This is a genomic window from Vibrio sp. Y42_MX_L11, from assembly GCF_024181785.1.
GTDB classification, from domain to species: Bacteria; Pseudomonadota; Gammaproteobacteria; order Enterobacterales; family Vibrionaceae; genus Vibrio; species Vibrio diabolicus.
The window spans coordinates 106,746-131,025 of sequence record NZ_JAMZAP010000015.1 but is presented as its reverse complement, the minus strand read 5'-3'; the positions used below and the strand labels follow the sequence as shown (position 1 = coordinate 131,025).

Below are 24,280 nucleotides of genomic sequence, written 5' to 3'. Positions count from 1 at the left end.
ACTTTTGTCAAATGTTTGCTAGGTAAATCAGCACCTTGTCACATTCTCTCTCCTGAGACAATGTAAGATTACCGTTTGCCTTACGCTTCCATCTCTTGGATTTTCACTTTCCAAGTGTCAGGACCGATTTGGTGCGCGTTAACGCCATTTGAGTCTACAGCCACTGTTACTGGCATATCTTCAACTTCAAACTCGTAAATCGCTTCCATACCTAAATCTTCAAATGCGACAACGCGAGCTTTCTTGATCGCTTTCGCTACAAGGTACGCCGCGCCACCAACAGCCATTAGGTAAACCGCTTTGTGATTCTTGATAGATTCAACCGTTGCAGGACCACGCTCAGCTTTACCGATCATGCCCATGATGCCTGTTTTTTCTAGCATCATATCGGTGAATTTATCCATACGCGTTGATGTTGTTGGACCAGCAGGACCAACGACTTCATCACCAACTGCATCGACAGGGCCTACGTAGTAAATGAACTTACCGTTTAGATCTACGCCTTCTGGTAGACCTTCGCCATTATCTAGCATGCCTTGAATACGTTTATGCGCAGCATCACGGCCAGTCAGAATTTTACCTGATAGAAGAACGGTTTCGCCTGTCTTCCACTCTTGTACTTCTTCTTTAGTAATCGTGTCTAAGTTTACGCGACGCGTGTTTTCTCCCGCTTCCCAAGTAATGTCTGGCCAATCTTCTAGTTTAGGTGGCGTGAGCTCTGCTGGGCCGCTGCCATCAAGCGTGAAGTGTACGTGACGAGTCGCCGCACAGTTCGGGATCAAACAAACAGGCTTAGAAGCCGCGTGCGTTGGCGCCGTTTTGATCTTAACGTCGACAACAGTCGTCAAACCACCAAGGCCTTGCGCACCGATACCAAGTTTGTTCACGCGATTGAAGATATCAAGACGAAGCTCTTCTTCTGCATTTTGTGGGCCACGGTCAATAAGCTCTTGAATATCGATGTGTTCCATTAGAGATTCTTTTGCCAATACCGCTGCTTTTTCAGCCGTACCGCCAATACCAATGCCAAGCATGCCTGGTGGACACCAGCCCGCGCCCATTGTTGGTAGCGTTTTCTCTACCCATTCTGCAATATCGTCAGATGGGTTTAGCATCACCATCTTAGTTTTGTTTTCACTACCGCCGCCCTTCGCTGCGATCTGAATTTCAACTTTATCGCCCGGTACCATGTTGATGTGTACGACAGCAGGCGTGTTGTCTTTGGTATTAATACGTTTACCGGCAGGATCCATAAGTACTGACGCACGCAACGGGTTGTCTGGGTTCGTATACGCTTGTCGAACACCTTCATCTACCATCTGCTGAACCGTCATATCGGTTGAGTCCCATTGCACGCCCATACCGATGTTGACGAAACACGTCACGATGCCAGTATCCTGACAAATTGGTCGGTGACCTTCTGCTGACATTCGGGAGTTAATTAGGATCTGAGCAATCGCGTCTTTCGCGGCTTGGCTCTCTTCGCGGTGATAGGCTTTTTCAAGAGCTTGAACAAAGTCTAGCGGGTGGTAGTAAGAAATATACTGTAGCGCATCAGCGACACTGCTGATCACATCCTGCTTGCGTATTACCGTCATTACATGCCTCGTTATAGTTATGCTTCCATTATTGGCTTGGCTTCAATCGTGTTTGTTGAGCTTATTGCTCTTTTGAGCTTCGTTTTTTATAAACAATTGTCGAACGGCTGATATCGACACACGAAACGCTGAAGTCGCCTACTTGTAAACCATCTCAAAACCCTATGAATAGAGGGAGTTTGGCTATACAGAGGAATATGATACTCTTGCTGCCCATGACATGCCATGCAGTGAACGATCTCTTTGTCACAAATTACACAAATGAACAACATGGACAATCAATTCATTGATTTTAAAGCGCTGGAATACGCACCAGAGTTTGCTCTTCACCTCTTTTCTCGCATTCAACACCAGCCTTGGGCGATGTTGCTGCGTTCTGCATCAGAAACGCATATCGATAGTCGCTTCGATGTGTTGGTTGCCAACCCAATTGCAACGTTAGAAACCACTGCCGAAAGCACACAAGTTGAAACACCATCGAATGCCTATTCAACTCAAGATGACCCATTCGCGCTGCTTCATCAGTTGCAAGAACAGTGGCTTCCTCACGTTGAGTTAAATAAAGAATTGGATTTGCCTTTTGTCGGCGGAGCGCTCGGTTACTTCAGTTACGATTTAGGTCGACGCGTAGAAACGATGCCAGAACTGGCCGAAAAGGATCTCAACACGCCTGATATGGCGGTAGGTCTGTATGAATGGGCCGTCGTTGTTGACCACAAGCTTAAAAAAGCCTGCCTAGTTGGTCAGAATATCGAGCAAGCTTGGCAATGGTTAGACGAGCAAGAAGCAGAGCAAAGCGTAGACTTCGCTCTGTCTGGTGATTGGCAGTCAAACATGACGAAAGAGAGCTACGCTACTCGCTTTGACAAGGTGCAAGAATACTTGTTGAGCGGTGACTGCTATCAGATCAATTTGGCTCAACGCTTTAACGCACCGTATCAAGGCTGTGAGTGGCAAGCGTATCTAAAATTAGAGTCCGCCAACCAAGCGCCATTTTCCGCTTTTATCCGTATGCCAGAGTCTTCGATTTTGAGTATCTCTCCAGAGCGCTTTTTAGAACTCAAAGATCGCGTCATTGAAACGAAACCAATCAAAGGTACTCGCCCACGCAGCGAAGATCCAAAGCAAGATAACGCTAATGCCCATGACTTGCAGACAGCGGAAAAAGATCAAGCAGAGAACCTGATGATTGTCGATTTGCTGCGTAATGACATTGGTCGAGTTGCGTCACCGGGTAGCGTTCACGTGCCAAAGCTGTTTGAGATTGAAAGCTTCCCCGCAGTGCATCATTTGGTGAGCACCATTCGTGCGAATTTGGATGAACAATACTCTCCTGCAGATTTGCTGCGAGCGTGTTTTCCAGGCGGTTCAATTACGGGCGCACCTAAAGTTCGCGCAATGCAGATCATTGAAGAATTAGAGCCACATCGACGTAGCGCGTATTGCGGCAGTATTGGCTACATTTCTCGCCATGGTCGTATGGATACCAGCATCACCATCCGCACTCTCGTAGCGGAGAATCACAAACTGTACGCTTGGGCTGGCGGCGGCGTCGTTGCAGATAGCGATTGCGCTTCTGAATATCAAGAAACGTTGGATAAGCTCTCAAAGATTTTGCCAGCGCTGCAATCGTAGGTTTCGCCAAATGGCAACGGTCTATGAACCCTGCTAACGAAAACAAGCAAAAACGCCTCCAGTACGGATAATGCCGCTCGTTTAACAGCGAGTGGCATATTTCTGTATCTCGTCATCCTGTACCGCGACGAAGGAGCGTGATACAGGCTCTTCTATCCGAGCACTTTATGGTCAAATTTGTTTCATTAGCCGCTCAGCATGCTGCTATTAGATTCCTAGTCTCGCCAAGGCTCGCTGGAATGACACAAGAAACATCGTTAAGCGATCGGCATTATCCAGTGTGGAGCGTTTTTTGTGTGTTTTATTTACAGGTACTTTGGCTTTTAGCCGTTGGCTAACAAGAATCCGTTTTTTAAGAGGCAGCGTCTACTGCTCAAGCCACTTACACATGATCTGTTCAATATCGGTTGCGGTGTACGGTTTAGTGAGGATGTCGTCCATGCCTGAATCAATGCACTTTTGACGCTCTTCGATGGTAGTGCCAGCGGTTAAGGCGATAATAGGATGGGTGAAACCACGCTCTCTTAGGTACATCGTCGCCTCATAACCATCCATTTCTGGCATTCGGCAATCCATAAATATTAGTTCGTAATCTTTGTTTTTCACCGCTTCTAAAGCTTCTTTACCATTGGCTTTTAAATCAGGCGTAATGTCGAGTTTTTTCAGCATTTGAGTAACTATCACTTGGTTCATTCTGATGTCATCAACCACCAATATTGAGCGTCCTGCCAAATCACTTCGCTCTATGGTAGCTAATTCCCCCTCTGCTGCGCCTTGGGCTTGCCCCTCCTTTAGAGGAATAGATACTTTAAAGGTGGTACCTTTGCGTTCTTCACTTTCAAAACTAATCTCGCCCTGCATCAAATCCACTAGATTTTTACAAATCGCAAGGCCCAAACCTGAGCCTTCAAAACTGCGCTTCGCCGAGCGATCTACTTGCGCAAATGGGTCAAATAATGAGGGCTGCGCTTCTATTGGGATGCCAATACCCGTGTCTTCAACCTCAAAATGCGCAATACCGTTTATCCACTCCACTCGCAGCACTACCCCACCCAAATGAGTAAACTTAATAGCATTTCCCACCAAGTTGACCAAGATCTGTGTAATTCGCTCTAAGTCACCAACTAAAAACTCGGGAATACCGAGCTTTTTATCGATGGAGAAATGAATTCGCTTTTCTGCTGCTTTAGCTGAAAATACGCCCATGATGGCTTTTTCAAGCTCTTCCCAAGCAAAGACCTTATCGATGATTTCCATCATACCGGCATTCATCTTGCTGAAGTCGAGAAGATCGTTAATGATGACCCTCAACAAGTCTCCCGATTGAGTCAAGTTGTTTAGGTAATGGCGTTGCTCTTCACCTAACTGTGTTCGACTTAGTAGTTCAGCACTACCTAACACGCCATTAAGAGGTGTTCGCAACTCGTGGTTAATCATGGCGACAAACTCTTTCGTCGCTTTTTCCGATTCCTCTGCCCGCTTTCGCAGCTCCACTTCTCGCTCTAAACTCAAATGCCGGCCAATGACCCCATGAACCAAATCCGATACCAGCTCCATCTGTTTGGAAATAAACGACTGATCGATTTGGTCCAACTGAACAGAGAAGATCAACTCCCCTACTGTTTGCTTGTCAATGATGATAGGCAAATGCAAGTTCTCCCCTTGCCAATTGGGGACAGTCTTAATCGTATTCTCATGGCGAAGCTGTAAATGACCAAAATGATGTCGGCGCAAAGAAGAAAGTTTTGTGGAATCAAGATGTAAGTAAGCCGCAGAAATGATTGAGTTCGAAGTGAGCTGCTCAATAAAACTGGCAATCATGGCTTCATCAAACGTGCTCGACAAAAAAGTTCGACCAAACTTAATCAGCGTCGCGTCAACTTTCTCTTCGAACTCAAACTTGCGTAAATCCTTTTTTGATTTCAACTCAAGCTTTTTCAAAGCAACACTTAGCTGTTGAGTAGATTCATAAAGTTCGAAGCTCTTCTGCTCCAATAACCGCTCAGCTGCTTTTCTTGATTCGATTTCTCGTTTGAGTTTCCTTTCTAGCGAGGAACTTCCTGTCATATCGTTCTTATTGTGCCTCTAACCAAAAGCGAACCTGGCTACCATCTTCTGACTGGTTTTGGTGTTTGATATGAATAACTTCACCAAAGTGCGCTGCGCAACCTTTTATTAGACCTAAACATACGTGAGACATGCACCGCGCACTTCGATAATCAAACACCATGTTTGATTGAGTCTCGCTGATAAAATCAAACTGAGGAGGATTAGCATCTGGGTAGAGCTTTTTGACCTCGACATGAATAAAATCTTCAACATGGCGAACAAATTGAAAAGTCGTTTCACACTGCTGCAAACTCGCGTGACTAGGAATCGAGCGAAGTAAATTCAAAAAAACGCACTCTCCAAATACTTCTTGCAGTTGTTCAGGTGGAATGCCAGATACTTTACTGAGATTCACAATCAATTTAACCAAGTCTTTATGATCGTAACTACCAACCGCCGTATAAATCCCTTCGTCATTAGAAAGGTCAAGCACTTGGTCTAACACATCGAGACCAAACTTCTCTTCCACTAACTCCATGAACTCGGTGAAAATAATCCCTTTCATCAGTCAATACTTGCCCTATAGTGACGTCTTAAAATAAAGAATGGTTTATAACCTTATAAGTTTCAAATTATTATACCCAAGCAGAGTGAGACACACGACACAAAGCAGGGAAAGAACCAATGGACATGCTTTGGTATTGCCGTACTACTACTTTAATACCGTACCAACGGCGATAGCACCGCGCCTCTTGCGGCCATTGAGTATAATAAATAGTGGTTAGGCACAATAAATAAGGATTTGGTTTGGTTATCGACAAAACTCAATTACTGCAAAACTTTCAATTTCGGCTTCCAACGGGTTACCACAAAGAGTCCCTCGCGCGACTGAAATGGATGAAAGGAAAATCACTGCGAGACGCAGCGGTCTTAATTGGTTTTGTAGAACGCCCGGAGGGGCTACAGGTCATTTTGACAAAGCGAGCAGCGCACTTGCGTCATCATCCGGGACAAATCAGTTTCCCCGGCGGTAAGTTTGAGCAGGAAGATCATCATCTAATCAATACGGCATTAAGAGAAACCAAAGAAGAGGTCGGTATAGAAGATGAACATATTCATGTATTTGGCCAGCTTCCAACATTGCCAACGATTAGTCAGTTTAATGTGACACCGTTTTTGGCCTTTATTTCTCCTGAGTATAAAACGCATATTGACCCAAATGAGGTGGAGTCTGTTTTTGAAGTTCCTGCTAACCACATTCTGAATCCGACAAAGTTGTACAGCACCAAGTTTGACCTAAAAAACAGCAGTCATCGTGTATTTGCTATCCCATATAGACAGCATTTCATCTGGGGCATGACCGCACAAATCATCGAATCAATGCAAAAACATATCATTTCACATTAAAAACTTCTGATATCGGTATTTTTATGGATGCGATCATCATGCGCATCAATATTAATAAAACGTTGCTTCATAAACATTCATTCACATTAGATTAACTTGCCGTTTTCACCGCAAACGCTTGCGGTGAAATAAATTTATACAAACAGCCCTATCGATAAGTTTTTCTAATTTTACTCATTAGCAGAAATCACGAGTAGCACATCATTTTCGTGATAAAAAGCAGGTTTTTGACATATCATTCAATAAGCGTAAGCAATAAATGATTTAGATCTAATTTTCCTAGTGTAAAATCTTGCAAAATTACTCCCGACTTATTTCCTGTTCCCAAAATGAGTAACTAAAAAATGAATACAACTACTTCTGCGGTTTCTACCGCACAATCGTCTAGTAAGTTTTCTTACAAAGACTTTACCTGGTGTCTGTCCCTTTTTGGTACGGCAGTAGGTGCCGGTGTACTATTCCTTCCTATTAAAGCAGGTGCAGGTGGCTTTTGGCCATTAGTAATCCTAGCCCTAATCGCAGCACCAATGACTTGGTTCGCACACAAATCTTTAGCTCGCTTCGTTCTTTCTGCGAAAAACCCAGAAGCGGACATCACTGACACAGTAGAAGAGCACTTTGGTAAGACTGGCGCAAACCTTATTACGTTCGCTTACTTCTTCGCTATCTACCCAATCGTACTTATCTACGGTGTTGGTATCACAAACACGGTTGACTCTTTCCTAGTTAACCAAATGGGTATGGAATCTATTCCTCGCTGGCTACTTTCCGGTGCACTTATCGCTGCAATGACAGCGGGCGTAGTGTTCGGTAAAGAGCTTATGCTGAAAGCAACTTCAGCGATGGTTTACCCTCTAGTGTTCATCCTACTAGCGCTGTCTGTGTACCTAATTCCTGGTTGGAACACTTCAATGATGGAAGTATCACCTGACTGGGGTGCAATGCCAGCTATCGTATGGCTAGCAATCCCTGTTATCGTGTTCTCTTTCAACCACAGCCCAATCATTTCTCAGTTCTCTAAAGAACAACGTCGTGTATACGGTGATGACGCAGTTAAGAAAACTGACGCTATCACTGGTGGCGCAGCGATGATGCTAATGGGCTTTGTAATGTTCTTCGTTTTCTCTGTTGTACTTTCTCTGTCTCCAGAGCAACTAGCAACAGCACAAGAGCAAAACATCTCTGTTCTTTCTTACCTAGCAAACGTTCATGAGTCTCCACTGATCTCTTACTTAGGTCCACTGGTTGCTTTCGCGGCTATCACTTCTAGCTACTTCGGCCACTTCCTAGGTGCGCATGAAGGTCTAGTTGGTCTAGTGAAATCTCGTTCAAAATCGCCAGTAAGCAAGATCGAGAAGATGTCTCTTATCTTCATCGTAATCACAACTTGGATCGTTGCTATCGTTAACCCAAGCATCCTAGGTATGATTGAAACAATGGGCGCACCGATGATTGCGGCAATTCTATTCTTGATGCCTATCTTCGCAATGCAAAAAGTTCCAGCGATGGCTAAGTACAAAACTTCAGCACCTGTGCAAATTTTCACAGCAATCTGTGGTCTTGCTGCCATTAGTTCTGTAATCTACGGCGCTCTTTAATCATCCCTGCCCTAGCACGGTATGATTAATCCAAAAATATAACGATAAAATTAAGCCTCCCAACTCCCCTTGGGAGGCTTTCTTCTGAGGTAATCGATATGATTAGTGTTTTTGATATCTATAAAATCGGTGTTGGACCTTCAAGCTCACACACTGTAGGCCCAATGAAAGCGGGTAAAGAGTTTATTGATGATCTTCGTGCAATGGGAAAACTGCGCGACATCACTAAAATCACCGTTGACGTTTATGGATCACTATCACTGACAGGGAAAGGTCACCACACAGATATTGCTATCATCATGGGTCTTGCAGGCAACACTCCAGAGAAAGTTGATATCGATTCTATCCCGGGCTTTATCGCTCGCGTAGAAGAAACTGAACGCCTTCCTGTTGGCATGCACTGTCACACAGTATCGTTCCCACGTGAAGGTGGAATGAACTTCCACAAAACAAACCTTGAGTTACACGAAAACGGCATGCAAATCCACGCTTGGATTGACGACGAAAAAGCGTACTCAAAAACTTACTACTCCATCGGCGGTGGTTTCATCGTTGATGAAGAAAACTTCGGTAAAGAAGTTGAGAACCCAGTAAAAGTTCCTTACCCGTTTACAACGGCAGAAGAGCTTGTAAAGCAATGTCATGAAAGCGGCCTGTCTATCAGTGCGCTAACCATGAAAAATGAACATGCGCTTCATTCTGACGAAGAAACTCGTACTTACTTCGCAAACATCTGGCGCACAATGCGCGAATGTATGGATCGCGGTATGAACGAAGAAGGCATTCTACCTGGTCCACTACGCGTGCCTCGTCGTGCAGCAGCACTTCGTCAGCAACTGCTTACTTCTGAAAAAACAACAAACGATCCAATGTCTGTTGTTGACTGGGTAAACATGTTTGCTTTTGCAGTAAACGAGGAGAACGCAGCAGGTGGTCGTGTTGTAACTGCGCCGACTAACGGTGCATGTGGCATCATCCCAGCAGTCTTGGCTTACTACGATAAGTTCATCCAAACTGTGACTGAAAAAGATTACATCCGTTACTTTGCCGCTTCTGGCGCAATCGGTGGTCTTTACAAGCGCAACGCGTCAATCTCTGGTGCAGAGGTTGGCTGTCAGGGTGAAGTTGGCGTGGCATGTTCTATGGCGGCGGCTGGCCTTGCGGAGCTTATGGGTGGTAGCCCAGAGCAAGTATGTATGGCTGCAGAAATCGCGATGGAGCACAACCTAGGTCTAACTTGTGACCCTGTTGCAGGTCAGGTTCAAGTTCCATGTATCGAGCGTAACGGTATCGCGGCTGTAAAAGCGATCAACTCAACTCGTATGGCACTACGTCGTTCTTCTGCTCCTACTGTATCTCTAGATAAAGTTATCGAAACCATGCTAGAGACTGGTAAGGACATGAACGCGAAATACCGCGAAACTTCTCAAGGCGGCCTAGCAGTAAAAGTTATCTGTTAATAAGCCTTGCTGAATATCGACGAAACCCGAGCCGCTGCTCGGGTTTTTTATACCTTATTAACTATGAATAATGGGTTGCTACGCCCAGCATAAAAAAACCTAAAACCTTGAATATATCCAATTATTATGGATATCCCCGTAAAAAATCACATCCCTCTCCTAGCTTTATTGATAACGTAGCCAAAAATTAAACTTGGAGCACACCAACACATGATTAGGTTTGAAATTGGAAACCAAATCTGCGTTTGCTTGTCCGAAAACGAAATATCTTTAGAGCTCAATCAATCACTCCACCACTCCATTCCTGTCAACCCAAATGAGTACGCCATTCTGTCAACCATCGCCAAATACGGCAGCTTAAATACGCCAATTAGCCAGCGATTGATAGAAAGCAAAATCACTCAACAATACAAAATGACACTGCCTGAAAATGGCTTTAAAAACGCGGTGGCCGCTCTAAGAAAGAAATTTCGCAAGCTCACGGAAGAACACGTAACCACAAAAAAAAATATTATCGAAAATATTCACCGGACCGGATACTTCATCCCTTTTACTATGCAAAACAACCATCAGAATGGTATCGACCATCAACACAAGATCAATCAATACACAACAAACAGCCTTGGCAAAGCCCTTCGTATTTGTCTGCGTAATAAAAAGATCTATTCAGATACACTGTGGGTCGTGTTGATCACAGCGATCATTTTCTTTGCCATCTGTTACTACGCGATAAACAGCATTGTGAAACATAATTATCTGGATAACGCCTTCGAAATTGCAGAGAATCTTTCCCAAAAGAGCTGCTTTGCTGATGAAAGAGAATTGAAGTCGCTCTTTGATAATGTAAAGCTGGTCGAATCGAGCATGATGCTGGACCGTTTCAATATCCGGTGTTTAGTCACCCCCGAAACCGTTGTCCCTGTCAGCAAAAAAGCATTTGAAGAGTGGAGTTATAATAGCAATTATACGACCCAATCATTTGACTTGAATAACGCGACCGTTTTGGTTCGTGTCAAAAACATTAACTTATCCGACAACGTTGAAAATCATATTTCGCGTTTTTTTCTTTCCGGCATGAAGCTATCAACCAATACAGGGACCTCTTTAGAAATTGGTAACACCAATGAACGCTTTTTCAACTATCACGTGAAGAACAGCGGCTATAAAGAGGTGTATTACATCTCTGGCCCGTTTCAAAGCATCATTTTATTAAGCTTGCTGTTTCTAATAATACTGCGCCATCGCTCTCTACAAGCCTTTATGGCTTATTTGTGTGCAATTCGACAATTTAAAATCAAACTGGAGCCGATTTATGACACTTCAGCGCAAAAGATTGTGCATTACGAAGCGCTCTCGCGGTTTAAGGTAAAAAATACGCAACGGTTTATTGAAACACTGATCCGCAATGGGCTGCTCCTTACTCATACCTTACTGGTGATAGAGTCCATCTATACTAAGCACAAAGCGCTGCCTATTCCTATCAGCATCAATATTTGTCCTTCTTTGCTGCGAGGACGCAACTTTTCAATCCTACACAGAGAACTATCTAACCGAGATTGTCGTTTGCTAACGATTGAAATCACGGAAAATGCATCGATGTACTATACCTCCGAGATTTATGGCAATGTCGCGAAACTAAAAGCACTGGATTGTAAAATCAGTATCGATGACTTTGGCACTGGCAACAACAACGTGTCGCTCATCAGTAAAATCAATCCAGATTATTTGAAAATAGATCGGGAATTTGTGATTGGTTTAAAGTCGGACGATAAGAAAGTGGAAACGTTGCGTCAGTTAATCGCCATGGGAAATACGTATCGCTGCACGGTCATTGTTGAAGGCGTAGAAACCGCCGATAGCGCTCACTTACTCACAACATTAGGTGCCTATATTCACCAAGGTTATTATTATCCTCTGCATTTCTAGCTTTTCTTAACCTCGTGAGTTACTTAAACTAGAGGGAATACTCTATTAAAGTTCGTGGCGGCATGAGGATATGCCGCCAATTTGTGGTTGAACCATGATTGCTATTAAACCCACCAAACTGAAAGATTTTTCGAGTTTGATGCAATTGGATGTGCAGGAAGAGCAGAAAGGATTTTCTACGCCGTTTGAAGTGGCTTATCAAAAACGCAATAAGTCTGAAGCGTTCTTTACGATTTATTCTGACGATCTATTAGTTGGCTATCTTGTTATCGATAAAGGCTTCTCCCAACATGCGCCCTTTGCCAAAAGGCACGAACTGGGGCTCAAGTACTTGATGGTTGATCAACGTTTCCAACGCCAAGGGGTTGGGAGTGAAGCGTTACGCAAACTGTTCGTTTACGCGTATACCATTGACCCTGAAAGCAACTCTCTTTGCGTCACTGTGCCACAGAGTCAGCAATACGCTATCAGTTTTCTTGATGCGTGTGGATTCATCAATACAGAGAAAACAACGTTTGGTGAGAACGAAAAAGAGTGGATTTTACGTCATCCACTGAGCTAGCAAGAAAAGTATAAAAAATTAGGGAATATCCAGATACAACAAAGGCAAGCTCATGGCTTGCCTTTGTCTTCAATGCTCAATAAAAAGTGACTTATTCACCTTTGTAAATACAACCGGCTGTGCACGTCTCTTTGATTTCAACTTTACTTAGCAACGGTAAACTTGGCTTAAGCTGTTGCCAAATCCATTTTGCTAGCACTTCGCTCGTCGGATTCTCCAAACCTTCAATGTCGTTCAGGTAATAATGGTCTAAACGATTGTAAATTGGTTTGAATGCCGCTTTGATTTCAGCGAAATCCACTACCCAACCAGTATGCGGGTCTACCTCACCTTCTACATAAAGACGAACTAAGAAAGAGTGTCCATGCAAACGACCACACTTATGGCCTTCAGGTACATGTGGCAAGTGATGTGCCGCTTCGAACATAAACTCTTTGTACAATTCTGTTTTCATCTTGATTCTCAGGCTTTAAAAAGACACGCAATACTAAGGAATTCACTGCCAACAGACAAGTGCTACTCAATACAAGCGTAGCAAAACGCCGTTTGTTCTCAGCGAAAATAATTAAACCTTTGTCCTGAACGTCGTATTTCTGTCATGCGCCAAACATTTGATTACACAGCACTCACATCACAATTACATATCCCCAACATGAGTGGGGTCACAATCATTCATTTCGTTGATCGCAGTGTGCATTTGTGCACATTAAGATTGTGCAGTTCGTTCCAATTACACTTATAAATTTATGCGCTCAACTATCACTTTTAAGCTCTTGCTCGCGTTAATTGCCGTCTTCAGCTGTGTTCTGGCTGCCTCTACGGCTTATCAATACCATCAACAAAAAACCTTAATCAATGATGTTCTCAGTGAACAGCTTCATGATAAGGCCAGTAATTACTTCGATAGCCTAAACATGATGATGCTAACAGGCACCATGTCGCAAAAAGAAACTTTGCGAAAAAAAGCACTCGCTCAAGAAGGGATTGAAGAAGTTCGCGTGTTGCGGGCCGATACCGTAACCAAGCTTTACGGACCAGGACAAGCAAACCAACAACCGGTCGATGATATTGACCAACGAGCTTTAAATGGCGAACTGGTCATTGAGCCAATTTCAGCCAATTGGGGGAACGGACTGGTTGTCGCGCTACCAATGAAATCAAGCGAAAATTATCGTGGCACCAACTGCGTTTCTTGCCATGTAGCACCAGAAGGCGAAGTATTGGGCGCGATTCGTTTGGAATACAACATGAACCACGTCAATTCAATGATCAATAAACAGGCAATGTTTGCGATGGGAATAATGGCCGTTATCGCGTTTGTTGGTTTTATTATAACGATGAGTTTGATTCGTAAGATCATTGTTCGCCCAATACAAAAAACGTCGCAATTCATGGCGAATGTGAGCCATAGTAAAGATCTATCTCAACGACTTGTTCATCACCAAAAAGATGAGGTAGGCCAACTTTCTACCGCGATTAATTCGTTTATGGATACGGTATCCGAGAGTTTAGAGCGTGTACAAGACACCTCCCACTCTCTTGCCAATTCAGCCAGTCAGTTAACGGATGTTGCACAATCAACAGACAAAGCGGCCAATAATCAACAATTGGAAACCAGTGACGTACAAAGCAACATCACCGACATGTTGCAACAACAAACCGCCGTTGAAGACTCGACCAATAACGCCACAGCTCTAGTCAACCATACCGTTGATGTTGCTACTCACAGCGCAAGCCAAGCACACAGCGTGAGCGAAGACATCAAACACTTGGTGAGCAATATTGACGGCGTGCGGGAGAAAATCAGTTCGTTAAACCAAAGAACCGAAGAAGTATCATCCATTCTTGGGGTCATTAAAGGCATTGCAGAACAAACGAACCTACTCGCGTTGAATGCTGCAATTGAAGCCGCCCGAGCCGGAGAGCAAGGACGCGGTTTTGCCGTCGTCGCGGAGGAAGTGCGTAACCTAGCTTCTCGGACCGCCGAAGCCACAGGCAACATTGAGCATATCATTTCTCAATTCCAGCAAGGGAGTGAAGAGTCCTTAGCCTCTGTGGATACTGTCTGCCAGTTTGCTCACCAACGTTCAGTCGATGTCGAAACACTTTCAGTCACGATGCATAACGTTGTCGATGAAATGCATCAAGTTCTGAAACATGCGGAAAACATTCAAAGCCAGACGCAAACCACATCCGACGTCAGTCAGCGTATTCAATCCAAAATTGATGTGATCACACTGCATGCTGACGACACATCGCAATCAGCATCGCACACGCGTGATATTAGTGTTGATTTAGAGCATCTATCCGAACGTTTAGAGCAATTACTTAACCAATTCACACTTTCAGAGCATCAAAGAGTGAATAAATAGAGAGATTCTCCCCATCAAAATGAATATAAAGGTTGATGCGAGCGAATTGACAGGTAATATGTCTCGTTGAATCTGTAAAATGCTACCCAACTCAGCACTTAGCTTGTTTTTTGAACAAAAATGTTATTAGACAAGTACTTTAATAAGTGTTGGGTTGAATTTTTACCTCAATGGAGAATATTGAAAACATGACTTACGCGCCTGTATCAGACGTATTGAAAGGTCAGCTAGCAGTAGACAGCGAAGTGACTGTTCGTGGCTGGATCCGTTCACGTCGTGATTCCAAAGCTGGAATCTCTTTCCTTGCCATATATGACGGCTCTTGTTTCGACCCGATTCAGGCCGTGGTCCCAAATAATCTTAATAATTACGAAGACGAAGTACTAAAGCTAACGACTGGCTGCTCTGTTGAAGTAACTGGTAAGATTGTTGAATCTCCTGCAAAGGGCCAAGACTTCGAACTTGCTGCCACTGGCGTTAAAGTGGTTGGCTGGGTTGAAGACGCTGAAACTTACCCGATGGCAAAAACTCGTCACTCTATCGAGTACCTACGTGAAGTTGCGCACCTACGTCCGCGCACAAACGTAATCGGTGCGGTAGCTCGTGTACGTAACTGCCTATCTCAAGCGATCCACCGCTTCTACCACGAGCAAGGTTACTTCTGGGTATCTGCGCCGTTGATCACTGCCTCAGATGCTGAAGGTGCTGGTGAAATGTTCCGCGTTTCTACGCTAGACATGGAAAACCTGCCTCGTACAGACGCTGGCAAAGTGGACTACAACGAAGACTTCTTCGGTAAAGAAACTTTCCTTACGGTATCTGGTCAGCTAAACGCGGAGGCTTACGCTTGTGCACTAAGCAAGGTTTACACTTTCGGCCCTACTTTCCGTGCTGAAAACTCAAACACAAGCCGCCACCTAGCAGAGTTCTGGATGGTTGAGCCTGAAGTTGCGTTTGCAGAACTGGACGACGTTGCGAAACTGGCTGAAGACATGCTTAAGTACGTATTCAAAGCAGTACTTGAAGAGCGTCGCGATGACCTTGAGTTCTTTGCTCAGCGCATCGACAAAGAAGCCGTTAGCCGTCTAGAGAACTTTGTTTCTTCTGACTTCGCACAAGTTGACTACACTGACGCGATCCAAATCCTGCTGGATTCTGGCCGTGAGTTCGAATTCCCAGTTGAGTGGGGTATCGATATGTCATCTGAGCACGAGCGTTTCCTAGCGGAAGAGCACTTCAAAGCGCCGGTAATCGTTAAGAACTACCCGAAAGACATCAAAGCATTCTACATGCGTATGAACGATGATGGTAAGACGGTAGCGGCAATGGACGTTCTAGCACCTGGCATCGGTGAAATCATCGGTGGTTCTCAGCGTGAAGAGCGTCTAGACGTACTGGATGCACGTATGCGCGAAATGGGTATCGACCCTGAGCACATGAGCTGGTACCGCGACTTACGTCGTTACGGCACAGTGCCACACGCAGGCTTTGGTCTAGGCTTTGAGCGTCTAGTATCTTACGTAACAGGCATGGGCAACGTTCGTGACGTGATCCCATTCCCACGTACACCTCGCTCTGCGAACTTCTAATCACTTTTTAGTGAGACAGAATTAGAAAAGACCTCCCTAGTGGAGGTCTTTTATTTTGTGCTCAACCGTCAATACTATCTGCCAAGCAACTCAAGCTTGAGTTAGCCTTCTTCCTTATCTCTGTCCGCTTTTTCAGCGTACTTTACGCCCACAATACATAAGCCAAACATTACGAAAGGGATCACGGCCGCGGTGTACTCTGTCCATGCCATATGAGAGAAAGACTTCGCCAAAATGAGATGCGCAAATACCAGTAAAAACGCACTAAAAATAGCAACGGCGATTAACCTTAACTCATGTTTAACCAACTGCTTTTTCATCTTAAATCCTGCTTAATCGTCCAAGGTCTGTCGACCTGAATAATGATTGAAGCACAATTTGCAAAAATGGCGCTGATACAGTTGGAGCAAAAAAACACTAAGCAGTTTAATGAGTTTCAATTCTGAGTAATTCGCGAAGCAAATCACCTAACCTTTTGATAGCACGTTCTAAACTCGTTTCTAAAGGAAGCGATGTATTCAGTCTTAAATAGTTTTCGTATTGATCACTTATCGAAAAGAGTTTGCCATAAGCGACAGTAACCTGCTCAGACAATAGTGCTTGATATACCGCTTTACTTGATACTCCATCTGGCAATTTCAGCCAAAGAAAGTAACCACCATCAGGACGTTGATAGGTAACCTCTTTAGGTATGTGCTTTGCGAGTAAATCCACGAAGTCAGCTTGACGGTGTTGCAGTGTCTTACGCAGCTTTCTCAGGTGGTTGTCGTAACTGTCGTTTTGTAAGTAGTGTGCAACTCCCTGCTGAATAGGGGCACTCCCAGACAATGTCGATATTAACTGGAGCTTTTGAATAGTCTCGTTAAAACGCTTATTCACCACCCAACCCAAGCGATATCCAGGGCATAAACTCTTAGAAAAAGAACCACAATGAAGGACACGCTCTTGCTCATCAAAGGTCTTTAATGAGTTCGGCCTTTTGTCAGAAAAATACAGCTCAGAGTACACATCGTCTTCGATGAGATACACATCATATCGATTGGCTAACTCAACAATGTATCGTTTGTGTTCATCAGACAAAGAAGCCCCAGTTGGATTATGAAAGTTCGTCATTAACCAACAAGCCCGAACATCTTCATTGGCAAAAGCTGCTTCGATTTGTTCAAGCGAATGCCCACTCTCATCATCGACACTGATTTCAATAGCCTTGAGACCTAACCGTTCTACCGCTTGAAGTGCGCCATAAAACGTTGGGGATTCGACAACGACGGTATCACCTGGTCGGGTGACCGCTTGCAAACTCAAGTTTAATGCTTCTAGCGCACCGGAAGTAATAACTACATCATCATGGGTTAGTGATATCCCATGATGAATATACCTCTGAGCGACGACTCGCCTTAACGACTCAGCACCAGGAGGTAGGTTGTCTAGCAACTTATCCGGCCCCATTTTTCGTCCCGAGCTGGCCAAATTACGGTTAAGCGACTCTAAAGGAAACAAACACGGATCCGGAAACGCCGAGCCTAAATGAACAACATCCGATGTTGCTTGATGCTTCAAAAACGAATACAACTCATCATTCAACTTGGTGCATGGTGTATTGTTGCTTTTAATTCCATTCGTATTAGTGAGACGTTCAAGATCGGCAGTCACATAGTAACCAGATTGAGGCTTTGCTATCACCCAGCCTTGCGCCTCTAGCAATTGATAGGCTTGTAATACCGTACCTGCACTTACGGAATGATTGCGGCTGGTGACGCGTATTGAAGGCAGCTTCTCCCCTGCTCTCCAAGTATCTTGCTGAATTTGTGCCTTAAACAATTCGGCCAATTGACGGTATCGATTCATGTATCCCTCATTTCACTTGCAGCCGCACCATAGCATACTTCGCGCCAGCATTCTGATATGGCAGTAGTCAATTTAGCAACGTAATTTATCAAGCTTGTTAATAGCAATTTCGACGACGAAGTGAGAATTTATGTTCCATACTTTTACTGATACGTCCGAGTGGTCTTAAATCTTTGCCTTGTCCGAAAAGCAAGGCATTCCACAGAGCTGAGAGTGTAAAGTCCACTTAGACATCTATCTTTTAAGTCGGGAGGAAGCGATGAAAGTATTTACAATGGACGATCTCTCTTATCGCGGGAAACATAAAGGTGTACATAGCTGGGACCATCCTGGCGGCACAACCCCTTATTACTGGCATCCTGATTGGTTGCATATCGCTGAAGATGCTTTGGGTGAACACAAAAAGGCTGACCTTGAAGTCCCTGACGGAGAAGCAGCGACAGAAGAGCATGCAAAAGCGGCGATTCTCAAACACTTGAATGACGAGTAGCTTAGGCTCTATCACCGTTCAAGAATAGCGTTAGGCAGGCGAATCCATCGTCGTATGCTTTAAACGCAGATAAAGCCAAAACCTGCCAAATAGTAAATTCTTCTGAATGAGAAGTACGCATCGTCTGTAGCTATCGAATGACAAAATAAGTCGATAGTTATCACATTAATTTTCATTACATCTGTTACATTTAGATAGTAATGGTGATGCACACCTCAACTCATGGATTATGAGAGAAAACAATAATGGCGAAATACAACGAAGAAGACATTAAATACAAAGGTGAATCCAACGGCGTACATTCTTGGAGTTCACCTTCCGGCCAACCTTATTATTGGCACCCAGATTGGCTACACGTAGCGGAAGATGCGACGGGCACACACCCGAAACAAAAGCTTGACGTCGAAAAAGCGGAAGTCCCAACAGAGAAGCACGCGTTAAAAGCAATCTTAAAGCATATGAACGACTGGGCGACTGAGAAGCTTTCTTCTAATCCAGACATCGAAACCAATGCGGTTGAGTCTGAAATCGATCTGAAGAAATAACATCAATCGGCCTCTATACTTCTTACAAGCAAACGCTCCACCTTTAGTGGGGCGTTTTTGTCTCAACTAGTAACCGCCACTCCACGTAAATCACTAACGCAAAGCACTGAAGTCAAACGATTGGTACGTGAACAAAACTTCATCAACCATGGTATAAATCCCCTTCAAACTCTGTGCCTACCAAACGTTTTCATGGCAAAAACTTTAGTTATGTTAGAATTCTGTTTCAAATCGCAACTTTTTTAGGTTTTCTTTTCAGTAACGGTTGTAACCAATATTGCTGAAAGGTATAAATGTTAGCACACCCCTTCGATTAACATGGATGAAGATTATGTTTGAAAAAGTAGTTGCCGCTCCGGCTGACCCTATTCTTGGCCTTACTGAAGAGTTTAAAAAAGATGCTCGCGCAGACAAAATTAACCTTGGCGTAGGTATTTACAAAAACGAGCAAGGCGAAACTCCCGTTCTTGCAACAGTAAAGAAAGCTGAAGCAGCGCTTGTTGAAACTGAAAAAACCAAATCTTACCTAACTATCGAAGGCACAGCTGAGTACGGCATTGCCGTACAAAAACTGCTTTTCGGCTCTGATGCAGAAATTGTAAACGAAAAACGCGCTAAAACAGCTCAAGCTCCAGGTGGTACTGGTGCATTACGTGTTGCTGGTGAGTTCATTAAACGCCAACTTGGCGATGTAAAAATCTGGATCAGCAACCCTACTTGGGCAAACCACAACGGCGTATTTACTGCTGCTGGTATCGAAACGGCACAATACAGCTACTACAACGCTGAAACAAAAGACAAAGACTTCGATGCAATGCTAAACGATCTGCAATCTGCATCTGAAGGTGACATCGTGCTTCTACACGGCTGCTGCCACAACCCTACAGGTATCGACCCAACTGCTGAAGAATGGGAAACATTGGCGAAACTAGTCGCAGAGAAGAAATTGCTTCCTCTATTTGACTTCGCATACCAAGGCTTTGCTAAAGGCGTGGAAGAGGATGCGGCGGGTCTTCGTACTTTTGCTAAGTACAACAAAGAAATCCTAGTCGCGAGCTCGTTCTCGAAAAACTTTGGCCTTTACAACGAACGCGTTGGTGCCTTCACGTTAGTAGCGGAATCAGAAGAAGTCGCAACAACCGCATTTTCGCAAGTTAAAGCCATTATTCGCTCTATCTACTCTAACCCACCTGCGCACGGCAGTGCTGTCGTGACTCACATTCTTGGCAACGCCGAAATGCGTGCGGAATGGGAAGCTGAAGTAGCAGAAATGCGTGACCGTATCCAAGAGATGCGTGAACTATTTGTAGCGACACTAAAATCAGAAGGCGTGGACGCAGACTTTAGCTTCATCGAACGTCAAAATGGTATGTTCTCTTTCTCTGGCCTATCTAAAGAGCAAGTAAACCGTCTGAAAGAAGAGTTCGGTATTTACATCGTCGGTTCAGGCCGAATCAGTGTTGCTGGTATGACGAAGTCAAATATGGGCCCTCTGTGTAAAGGCATTGCAGCGGTTTTATAATCGATAGTCGCATACTTTATTAAAAGGAAAGGTCAGCATAAGCTGACCTTTTTGTTTTTATTTATTGCCAATAAATGAACCAGTCCGCTAGTAGACAAACTTCAAACTCAGCCCCACTTCATTGACATAATCAGAGCTCTCACCGCTGTAATCGGTATCTCTAAACTGATAAAAAAGACCAGTACCAATAACATCATGCCATTGGTAGTTAAAACCTATCTTAAAATTGTTCTCATCGACGATATCACTGCGGTTAACTTCCACCTCGGCCGTCGCAATAAGTTTTTCACTGAATAAGTAATTCACCCCAACGGTGACGGCTTGAAGCAATTCGCTATCTGAAGATAACGTATTATCCGTTTTGTCGTCCGTCGCTTTCGCTTTGATTGCACCTATTCCATATTTACCGTAGATATCGAATTGATCCGTAATCCCATAACGATAACCCCCACCAAACAACAAACGGTCAATGCGAAGAGTAAAGTCGTCCGGATGGAAAAACTGCGCCGAGTAATCGACATTAAACAACCAGTTCTCAGTAAATAAGTAATTACCACCGAGCCCAATTGTGGTCGCGTTCGAATTATCTAACCACTCTTCATTTGTGGTTCCGGCACCCACATCCAGGTGAATGTGTTCATACCCAAATTTTTCTGCTTGGTCCATGACCGCCGCGCTAGTTACTGCTGGCAAAGCAGCTAAAGACGCAAGCAATAAACTTCTCACCATTCGACTTCCTTTCATGAGAATTATTTAAACACTGCCCCCAAATCACCTTGAGTGGCTTAGTTCAACAAAAATAACTTAGTTTACAGACGCGGTAAAGATTTGAAATCTGCTATGCCTCTAAATCAAGCATTGGCCCAAAATATATCGACCACGTCCGCTCACCTTTTAAGTGACTATATAGTAGTAGAAATGCCGATTCCTTATCGTGCGATATGTCAGAATCTTATGACTGAGTACGAAAATCACGGTTCAGATAAGACTCTGTTTTAAAACTAAGTTAAGATTACTTTATTATTTGCGAACTAAAAGGCACCTTCGATGGATGCAGAACTTCTCGAGATTTATAACTTTCTCGCCAAGTACCCCCCGTTCAATGAACTCCCTGAAGAAACACTAAACAAGGTGACAGAGAGCGTCGAGATCTCGTACTACCGAGAAGATACCCCAATCATCCATTTTGGAGACTATATCCAAGATCTCTACGTGGTGCGAAGCGGTGTCGTAGAAGTTTATCGACGTAAAGGAGAGCTTTATAACCGTCTTGATGAAGGTGACCTCTTTGGTCAAATGGGAATGCTAACCAACAACAAAGTACGCTTTCCAGTAAAAGCCATTGAAGATACTCTGCTCTATTGTATTCCTGGTGACGTTTTCCAAGAGATATACGACAACTTTGATTCCTTTGCAGACTTTGTCGAAGTGGAAAATAGTGCTCGTTTACGCCAAGCCATTTCAGAAAACAAAGATGCCAATGACCTGACGACATCGAAAGTGAAAACCTTGCTGACTGGCGATGCTCATACAATTGATCGTGGACAGACAATCCAGCAAGCCGCGCAGCAGATGGCGAATGACAACGTATCTGCTCTACTTATCGTCGATCCAGATTTCGTTCGTGACGAAGATGACCCACAGTCTCCGGTACTTGGTATTATTACTGACCGTGACTTGTGTACCCGTGTGTTAGCCGAAGGCTTGTCTCCACAGGACGATGTATCAAGTGTGATGACCACTGAAGTCATGTCTCTTGATCACAATGCCTACATCTATGAAGCAATGTTAACCATGCTGCGTTACAACGTGCACCATCTGCCTGTGGTTAAAAACCAATTGCCTATTGGTATTATCGAAACAACCGACATTGTTCGTTATGAATCACAAAACTCGCTCTTATTGGTGAGCAGCATTTTCCAACAACAGACCATCGAAGATTTGGCAGTTGTTGCTGAAGAAGTAAAAAGCAGCTTTGTACGCCTGGTCAACGAAGATGCCAACTCACACATGGTGGGCAGTGCGATGTCCGTGATTGGTCGAAGCTTCAAACAGCGTCTGTTAGAAATGGCCGAAGAAGAGCTTGGCCCACCACCAATTCCTTATTGTTTCCTTGCACTTGGCTCAATGGGACGTGATGAGCAACTGTTGGTGACTGACCAAGATAACGCCATCATTCTAGATGAGACCTACCAAGAAGAGAAACATGGCAAGTACTTCGAAGCTTTAGCGAAATACGTCAGTGATGGATTAGATGCCTGTGGCTACAAGTATTGTACGGGCGATATTATGGCAACCAACCCATTATGGCGCATGACTCGTTCAGAGTGGGAAGAGTGCTTCGCTGACTGGATTGATAACCCGAACCCGAAAGCGCTACTCAACGCGTCCATCTTTTTCGATTTGGATGGCGTTTACGGTCGCTTAAAATGGGCAGAACAATTAACCAGCTTTATTGTTCGTCGTGCGCGTAAAAACAATCGCTTCTTAGCCTGTCTGGCTCGCAACGCACTTAACCGAACGCCGCCACTTGGCTTCTTTAAAGACTTTGTGATGGAGAAAGATGGCAGACACAACAACTCCATCAACCTCAAACGTCGCGGTACGGCTCCTCTGGTCGACTTAATTCGCGTTCACTCTCTGGCGGTTGGCTCACGTGCACAAAACTCGTTTGAGCGTCTCGACGACATCATTGATGCTGGCATTTTGCCAAAAGGTCGTGCACAAGACTTAAAAGACGCACTAGAGTTTATTTCCATGGTGCGTATTCGTCACCAAGCGACGGACGTGGAATTAGGCATTGACCCAGATAACAATATCGAACCAGAAAATCTCTCTGAATTTGAACGTCGCAACCTAAAAGATGCTTTCCAAATCCTAAGCAATGGGCAGAACTTCCTTAAGTTCCGCTACCAAGCGAATAAGAGCTTTAAGTGAGGTTGAACATGATCAAAAAGCTCTTTCAGAAGCCAACCATTCAGTGGCCAACGAAATTTGAACAAAAGTTGGAGATGGCTAAAGATGAGAATTTAATTGCGTTTTATAGCAATAAACCACCTGCACCAGAGACCCCGCTGTCTGAGGTGGAGTTCGTCGCGCTAGATTTCGAAACGACGGGGTTGAACCCCGAAAAACATGACATCATTACCATTGGTTTAGTGCCGTTTAACTTGAAGCGGATTTTTTTGCGCAATTCGCGTCATTGGAAAGTTCGCCCGCAGCGAGCACTCGATGAAGACTCGGTAATCATACATGGTATTACTCACAGTGAATTGATCGATGCACCTGACTTGGGCGACATCTTAAGCGAGCTACTACCATGCTTAAGCGGAAAAATCATTGTTGTGCATTATCGTCGTATCGAGAGAGAATTTCTGGATAAAGCACTCAAAAGCCGATTAGGGGAAGGAATTGAGTTTCCAGTGATAGATACGCTGCATCTTGAAGAAACCATTCAACAGAAACGCTCTGGCTCACTCTGGGAGCGTTTAAAAGGGAAAAAGCCAGAATCGGTTCGGCTAGCGCAATCTCGACGCCGTTATGGTCTGCCAGACTATACCCCTCACCATGCATTAACCGATGCAATTGCTACGGCAGAACTGCTACAAGCGCAAATCGCCCATCATTATAGCGAAGACCAACCGATTAGTGAGTTCTGGCTATAACGTCTTGCTAGCTT

At 44.3% G+C, this 24,280-nt stretch carries 20 protein-coding genes; 13 read left to right on the top strand and 7 right to left on the bottom strand.

Going from position 1 to position 24,280, the window contains the following annotated elements; all coding sequences use genetic code 11:
* Positions 1-80 precede the first annotated feature (80 nt).
* A complete protein-coding gene (locus NL643_RS15845; RefSeq protein WP_005376905.1) occupies positions 81-1,598 on the bottom strand; it encodes a fumarate hydratase in 1,518 nt (505 codons plus the stop codon).
* 270 nt (positions 1,599-1,868) lie between these two features.
* Here NL643_RS15845 and pabB point away from each other — a divergent pair, with 270 nt between their 5' ends.
* Positions 1,869-3,233: an aminodeoxychorismate synthase component I gene (gene pabB, locus NL643_RS15840; protein ID WP_253644784.1), complete on the top strand. Its 1,365-nt coding sequence runs from the start codon at positions 1,869-1,871 to the stop codon at positions 3,231-3,233.
* A gap of 366 nt (positions 3,234-3,599) precedes the next feature.
* On the opposite strand, the gene NL643_RS15835 is transcribed toward pabB, so the two are convergent.
* Complete coding sequence (locus NL643_RS15835; protein ID WP_253644783.1) at positions 3,600-5,300, bottom strand: ATP-binding protein; 1,701 nt, start codon at positions 5,298-5,300, stop codon at positions 3,600-3,602.
* Positions 5,301-5,307: 7 nt separating this feature from the next.
* Entirely contained in the window at positions 5,308-5,847 is a 540-nt protein-coding gene (locus tag NL643_RS15830) for a heme NO-binding domain-containing protein (RefSeq protein WP_012841652.1), read from the bottom strand.
* A gap of 242 nt (positions 5,848-6,089) precedes the next feature.
* Between NL643_RS15830 and NL643_RS15825 the strand changes: the two genes are divergently transcribed.
* The 5 genes from NL643_RS15825 (at position 6,090) to NL643_RS15805 (ending at position 12,235) form a co-directional block, all read left to right on the top strand.
* Complete coding sequence (locus NL643_RS15825) at positions 6,090-6,689, top strand: CoA pyrophosphatase (RefSeq protein ID WP_046876183.1); 600 nt, start codon at positions 6,090-6,092, stop codon at positions 6,687-6,689.
* Between the two features lie 344 nt (positions 6,690-7,033).
* Positions 7,034-8,287 (top strand): aromatic amino acid transport family protein, encoded by a 1,254-nt coding sequence (locus NL643_RS15820; protein WP_005396901.1) that lies wholly within the window; start codon positions 7,034-7,036, stop codon positions 8,285-8,287.
* A gap of 98 nt (positions 8,288-8,385) precedes the next feature.
* Entirely contained in the window at positions 8,386-9,747 is a 1,362-nt protein-coding gene (locus NL643_RS15815) for an L-serine ammonia-lyase (RefSeq protein ID WP_005396900.1), read from the top strand.
* A 210-nt stretch (positions 9,748-9,957) separates the two neighbouring features.
* Positions 9,958-11,673 carry an EAL domain-containing protein gene (locus tag NL643_RS15810; protein ID WP_253644782.1) on the top strand — a complete coding sequence of 572 codons (1,716 nt, stop codon included), beginning with the start codon at positions 9,958-9,960 and terminating at the stop codon, positions 11,671-11,673.
* Positions 11,674-11,767: 94 nt separating this feature from the next.
* Entirely contained in the window at positions 11,768-12,235 is a 468-nt protein-coding gene (locus NL643_RS15805) for a GNAT family N-acetyltransferase (protein ID WP_065646580.1), read from the top strand.
* 91 nt (positions 12,236-12,326) lie between these two features.
* Here the strand turns inward: NL643_RS15805 and queD are convergent, their stop codons facing one another.
* Positions 12,327-12,689 (bottom strand): 6-carboxytetrahydropterin synthase QueD, encoded by a 363-nt coding sequence (queD, locus tag NL643_RS15800; protein WP_005376896.1) that lies wholly within the window; start codon positions 12,687-12,689, stop codon positions 12,327-12,329.
* A gap of 292 nt (positions 12,690-12,981) precedes the next feature.
* On the opposite strand from queD, the gene NL643_RS15795 reads away from it, so the two are divergent.
* Both NL643_RS15795 and asnS read left to right on the top strand, forming a co-directional pair.
* Positions 12,982-14,607: a methyl-accepting chemotaxis protein gene (locus NL643_RS15795; RefSeq protein ID WP_006741436.1), complete on the top strand. Its 1,626-nt coding sequence runs from the start codon at positions 12,982-12,984 to the stop codon at positions 14,605-14,607.
* Between the two features lie 188 nt (positions 14,608-14,795).
* Entirely contained in the window at positions 14,796-16,196 is a 1,401-nt protein-coding gene (asnS, locus tag NL643_RS15790; protein ID WP_046876186.1) for an asparagine--tRNA ligase, read from the top strand.
* A gap of 101 nt (positions 16,197-16,297) precedes the next feature.
* Here asnS and NL643_RS15785 read toward each other — a convergent pair whose 3' ends face one another.
* On the bottom strand, positions 16,298-16,516 hold the full coding sequence (locus NL643_RS15785; protein WP_253644781.1) for a hypothetical protein: 219 nt from the start codon (positions 16,514-16,516) through the stop codon (positions 16,298-16,300).
* 106 nt (positions 16,517-16,622) lie between these two features.
* Positions 16,623-18,044, bottom strand: a complete 1,422-nt coding sequence (locus NL643_RS15780) for a PLP-dependent aminotransferase family protein (protein WP_253644780.1) — start codon at positions 18,042-18,044, stop codon at positions 16,623-16,625.
* A gap of 259 nt (positions 18,045-18,303) precedes the next feature.
* On the opposite strand from NL643_RS15780, the gene NL643_RS15775 reads away from it, so the two are divergent.
* The 3 genes from NL643_RS15775 to NL643_RS15765 all read left to right on the top strand — a co-directional run bounded on the left by NL643_RS15775 (position 18,304) and on the right by NL643_RS15765 (position 20,601).
* On the top strand, positions 18,304-18,534 hold the full coding sequence (locus tag NL643_RS15775; protein ID WP_005396877.1) for a hypothetical protein: 231 nt from the start codon (positions 18,304-18,306) through the stop codon (positions 18,532-18,534).
* Between the two features lie 245 nt (positions 18,535-18,779).
* A complete protein-coding gene (locus tag NL643_RS15770; protein ID WP_074191498.1) occupies positions 18,780-19,079 on the top strand; it encodes a hypothetical protein in 300 nt (99 codons plus the stop codon).
* Positions 19,080-19,410: 331 nt separating this feature from the next.
* Positions 19,411-20,601: an amino acid aminotransferase gene (locus tag NL643_RS15765; protein WP_150919038.1), complete on the top strand. Its 1,191-nt coding sequence runs from the start codon at positions 19,411-19,413 to the stop codon at positions 20,599-20,601.
* An 87-nt stretch (positions 20,602-20,688) separates the two neighbouring features.
* Here the strand turns inward: NL643_RS15765 and NL643_RS15760 are convergent, their stop codons facing one another.
* Entirely contained in the window at positions 20,689-21,330 is a 642-nt protein-coding gene (locus NL643_RS15760) for an outer membrane beta-barrel protein (protein ID WP_046876189.1), read from the bottom strand.
* Between the two features lie 318 nt (positions 21,331-21,648).
* Here NL643_RS15760 and NL643_RS15755 point away from each other — a divergent pair, with 318 nt between their 5' ends.
* Positions 21,649-23,538 carry a DUF294 nucleotidyltransferase-like domain-containing protein gene (locus NL643_RS15755; protein WP_005396868.1) on the top strand — a complete coding sequence of 630 codons (1,890 nt, stop codon included), beginning with the start codon at positions 21,649-21,651 and terminating at the stop codon, positions 23,536-23,538.
* Between the two features lie 8 nt (positions 23,539-23,546).
* Positions 23,547-24,266 carry a 3'-5' exonuclease gene (locus NL643_RS15750; protein ID WP_080936826.1) on the top strand — a complete coding sequence of 240 codons (720 nt, stop codon included), beginning with the start codon at positions 23,547-23,549 and terminating at the stop codon, positions 24,264-24,266.
* Positions 24,267-24,280 lie beyond the last annotated feature (14 nt).

Excerpts from the sequence above, each read along its gene's own strand:
- NL643_RS15845 (WP_005376905.1), bottom strand. The coding sequence starts at position 1,598 with ATGACGGTAATACGCAAGCAGGATGTGATCAGCAGTGTCGCTGATGCG.
- pabB (WP_253644784.1), top strand. The coding sequence starts at position 1,869 with ATGGACAATCAATTCATTGATTTTAAAGCGCTGGAATACGCACCAGAG.
- NL643_RS15835 (WP_253644783.1), bottom strand. The coding sequence starts at position 5,300 with ATGACAGGAAGTTCCTCGCTAGAAAGGAAACTCAAACGAGAAATCGAA.
- NL643_RS15830 (WP_012841652.1), bottom strand. The coding sequence starts at position 5,847 with ATGAAAGGGATTATTTTCACCGAGTTCATGGAGTTAGTGGAAGAGAAG.
- NL643_RS15820 (WP_005396901.1), top strand. The coding sequence starts at position 7,034 with ATGAATACAACTACTTCTGCGGTTTCTACCGCACAATCGTCTAGTAAG.
- NL643_RS15815 (WP_005396900.1), top strand. The coding sequence starts at position 8,386 with ATGATTAGTGTTTTTGATATCTATAAAATCGGTGTTGGACCTTCAAGC.
- NL643_RS15810 (WP_253644782.1), top strand. The coding sequence starts at position 9,958 with ATGATTAGGTTTGAAATTGGAAACCAAATCTGCGTTTGCTTGTCCGAA.
- NL643_RS15805 (WP_065646580.1), top strand. The coding sequence starts at position 11,768 with ATGATTGCTATTAAACCCACCAAACTGAAAGATTTTTCGAGTTTGATG.
- queD (WP_005376896.1), bottom strand. The coding sequence starts at position 12,689 with ATGAAAACAGAATTGTACAAAGAGTTTATGTTCGAAGCGGCACATCAC.
- NL643_RS15795 (WP_006741436.1), top strand. The coding sequence starts at position 12,982 with ATGCGCTCAACTATCACTTTTAAGCTCTTGCTCGCGTTAATTGCCGTC.
- asnS (WP_046876186.1), top strand. The coding sequence starts at position 14,796 with ATGACTTACGCGCCTGTATCAGACGTATTGAAAGGTCAGCTAGCAGTA.
- NL643_RS15785 (WP_253644781.1), bottom strand. The coding sequence starts at position 16,516 with ATGAAAAAGCAGTTGGTTAAACATGAGTTAAGGTTAATCGCCGTTGCT.
- NL643_RS15780 (WP_253644780.1), bottom strand. The coding sequence starts at position 18,044 with ATGAATCGATACCGTCAATTGGCCGAATTGTTTAAGGCACAAATTCAG.
- NL643_RS15775 (WP_005396877.1), top strand. The coding sequence starts at position 18,304 with ATGAAAGTATTTACAATGGACGATCTCTCTTATCGCGGGAAACATAAA.
- NL643_RS15770 (WP_074191498.1), top strand. The coding sequence starts at position 18,780 with ATGGCGAAATACAACGAAGAAGACATTAAATACAAAGGTGAATCCAAC.
- NL643_RS15765 (WP_150919038.1), top strand. The coding sequence starts at position 19,411 with ATGTTTGAAAAAGTAGTTGCCGCTCCGGCTGACCCTATTCTTGGCCTT.
- NL643_RS15760 (WP_046876189.1), bottom strand. The coding sequence starts at position 21,330 with ATGGTGAGAAGTTTATTGCTTGCGTCTTTAGCTGCTTTGCCAGCAGTA.
- NL643_RS15755 (WP_005396868.1), top strand. The coding sequence starts at position 21,649 with ATGGATGCAGAACTTCTCGAGATTTATAACTTTCTCGCCAAGTACCCC.
- NL643_RS15750 (WP_080936826.1), top strand. The coding sequence starts at position 23,547 with ATGATCAAAAAGCTCTTTCAGAAGCCAACCATTCAGTGGCCAACGAAA.